This is a genomic window from Streptomyces sp. NPDC102274 (genome assembly GCF_044766385.1).
Taxonomy (GTDB): domain Bacteria; phylum Actinomycetota; class Actinomycetes; order Streptomycetales; family Streptomycetaceae; genus Streptomyces.
The window spans coordinates 1-2,945 of record NZ_JBIWLW010000128.1; the positions used below are offsets into that span (position 1 = coordinate 1).

General features: G+C 67.2%; 2 protein-coding genes. Both read left to right on the top strand.

Going from position 1 to position 2,945, the window contains the following annotated elements; translation table 11 throughout:
* Nucleotides 1–166 precede the first annotated feature (166 nt).
* Nucleotides 167–814 carry a hypothetical protein gene (locus ACIRQP_RS42320; RefSeq protein WP_403900795.1) on the top strand — a complete coding sequence of 216 codons (648 nt, stop codon included), beginning with the start codon at nt 167–169 and terminating at the stop codon, nt 812–814.
* 111 nt (nt 815–925) lie between these two features.
* A complete protein-coding gene (locus tag ACIRQP_RS42325; RefSeq protein WP_403900797.1) occupies nt 926–2,536 on the top strand; it encodes an alpha/beta hydrolase in 1,611 nt (536 codons plus the stop codon).
* The last annotated feature ends 409 nt before the right edge of the window (nt 2,537–2,945 follow it).

Below are 2,945 nucleotides of genomic sequence, written 5' to 3' on the forward strand. Positions count from 1 at the left end.
GGTACGACAAACTCGCCGTCCGCTACGAAGCCACAGTGCTGATCGCAGCCATCAACGAATGGCTCTGACCAGGCTTTCACAACAGGCCCTAGTACAGCGTGCTAGCGTTGCCTCTAGCACGCTGTACTAGTGATGTTGCGGCTGATACACGCAGGAGGAGCGGAGCATGGCCTGGAGGCAGTGGGCGGCATCGAGGCGCCTCAAGCCGGGAGACGGCAGGGAACTGCAGCGGTTCCACTGGTGGCAGCTCCCCTTTCGCTCCTTGTTCTGGCTCTGGCTTCCCGGCGCCGGGGGACACGCCCGCGTGCACGCCGTCGACGTACGGCACTGGGCGCGGTTGGACACCAGCAGGATCCGGGCGCATCTGTTCCTGGACGGCAGGCACGTGGCCGAGTCGAAACTGCCCGCGGTCTTCCCCGTCGACGGGGGCGTCATCGAGGTGGCGATGAGCAACTACGGCATCAGGCGCTGCCACTACCGCCCTTTGGGCGGACAGCCGCGTCAGCTCACGCCCGACCCGGCCTCGGCGGAGGGACGGCGGGCGCGCTTCGGTGACCGCCATCCGGGGCTGAGCCGGGCGATCGGCGTCGGATCGGTGTTGGTGCTTGTCGTCGGTGTGGGCCTGAACCTGTTGCAGCTCGCTGAACCTGTCTCTCAGATTCCTCCCGTCATGCAGCGGGTCGGAACGTTCGAATCGCCGGTACACCTGCCGATCTGGCTGAACCTCGCACTGGGAGTCGGGGCCGTTGTGGCGAGCATGGAGCGCGCGCTCCGCCTGCGGCACTCCTCTCTGCTCGACACGGCCGGTCACTGACTCCTGGAAGCCAGGAAGGCACGCCCACGCCAGCCTCCTCGGCTGGCTTCCTGCGCGACCGGCATGGACCGGCTACACGGAATGACACGATTACGACGAAGGAAGATCATCATGACCCAGTTGAGGCCAAGGCCCGCCGCCCGGTACGGGGCGGCCTTCGCCGCAGCCCTCGTGGTCCTGACGGGATGTTCGTCCGGCGCCTCGGGGCCGCGCAGCACGTCCGCAGCAGGCACGTCGACCTCCGTCCCGTCCCCGGGGCCGCTCGCCTGGAGCACGTGCTGGAAGAACCTCGAATGCGCCACGATCAAGGTGCCGCAGGAGTACACCGAGCCCGATAGTGCGCAGATCCCGCTCGCGGTCATGCGGCACCGGGCCACTGATCCCGACCGCCGCATCGGCAGCCTGATCTTCAACCCGGGCGGACCCGGGGTTTCCGCCACCGAAACACTGCGTAATCTGCCCAAAACAGTCGGCACTCCTGGCGCCTTCTCTCCCGCTGTGCTCGCCAGGTTCGACATCATCGCAATGGACCCGCGCGGCGTCGGCGGATCGCAGGCCGTTCACTGTCTGACCGACAAGCAGCGAGCCGACGCCGCCGGCACCGCCTACGACCCGGCGATCCCCGGGGGCAAACCCCTGCCGCGGCTGCTGGCCGATGCCGCCGCGTTCACCGACGGCTGCGTCAAACACCAGAGCAAGAAGTTCCTGGCCAGCCTGTCCACCGACAACGTGGCCCGCGACATCGACCAGGTTCGCACCGCGCTCGGCGAGGACAAGATCACGTATTACGGCTTGTCCTACGGCACCGTGGTCGGCCCGATGTACGCCACCCTGTTCCCTCACCGCGTCCGTCAGATGGTGCTCGACGCGCCCGTCGACACCAACCTGTGGTTCGGTAACTCCCTCACCTTCCTCGACGACGTCGCCGTGGCGAGCGAACGGACGCTCAACACCTGGTTCAAGACCTGCCGCACCGAAGGGACCGCAGTGTGCCCGTTCGGAGCAGGAGACCCGCAGACGGCGTTCGACACACTGATCGACACACTGGAAGCGAAGCCGCTCAAGATCGCACCCGCCAAGGGCGTCACCCCGGGCGGCGAACTCGACGGCGCCATGACCCTTGAGGCCACCCGAGCCCTGGCCGGCGACCAGAACACCTGGCCGTTGCTGACCTCGGCGCTGCTGGCCGCACAAAACGGCAACGGCGCACCCCTGTACACCCTGTGGAGCAGCGTCACGGTATCCCCCTTCCCCGTCCCTACCGCAATGTTCGAAGCCCACACCGCCGTACGCTGCGCCGACTGGCACACCCCGTCCGGCATCGCCGCGCACAAAGCCGCAGCCACCAAGGCCGTTGCTGAGGCCAGGCGGATCGGGACCCGGGCCGCCTACTCCGCCCTGAACTGCGCCCGGTGGCCCGCGCCGAACAAGGACCGCGTCACCAAGCCACTCACCGGCGCCGGTACGCCCCCGGCACTGGTGGTCGCAGGCCGACTGGACCCCGTCACCCCCCACCACTGGGCCAAGAACATGACCCGAACCCTGGACTCCGCGGTCCTGCTCACGCGTGAAGGAGTCGGACACGGCTCCTACGGCACCAACTCATGCGTCAATAAAGCAGTTGACGCCGCTCTCATCCACGGCACCCACCCCGCCGACGGCGCCGTATGCAAGACAGACACACCCGCCACTACCCGCCCCCTTGTCCCCGCGAACCGTTGAGTCACAGCCGGTCTTCACCCGTGTACGCATGCGCACGCCAGGACCGAGAGCGAAGAAGGACGCGCTCACGGGCTGACTGACATTCAAAGCCACGGCTAAGGGAACCAGTTCAGGTCTCTGCCCGTGCTTGATTCTGTGCCGGCTCGGTGAACCTCCGCGCCACAGGCACGGGCAGAGTGCACGTCTACTGAGGTTGTGCGGTCGGCCCAGAGCGCGGTGACGGCATTGCTGCCGTTCCGTTTCTCTGGGCCGCCGACCCGAACCGGACGTGCGTGTTGGCCACGCATCCGGCTCTCCACGTGGCTTGCCCAGTAGTCAGCCGTTGTCGACTGCCGGTTCGATGGTCCACGGAGTCGGGATCCGAGCTCCGCGGTAGCGATAGCGTTCGATCATGACGCTGGATGCGCCG

Excerpts from the sequence above, each read along its gene's own strand:
- ACIRQP_RS42320 (WP_403900795.1), top strand. The coding sequence starts at position 167 with ATGGCCTGGAGGCAGTGGGCGGCATCGAGGCGCCTCAAGCCGGGAGAC.
- ACIRQP_RS42325 (WP_403900797.1), top strand. The coding sequence starts at position 926 with ATGACCCAGTTGAGGCCAAGGCCCGCCGCCCGGTACGGGGCGGCCTTC.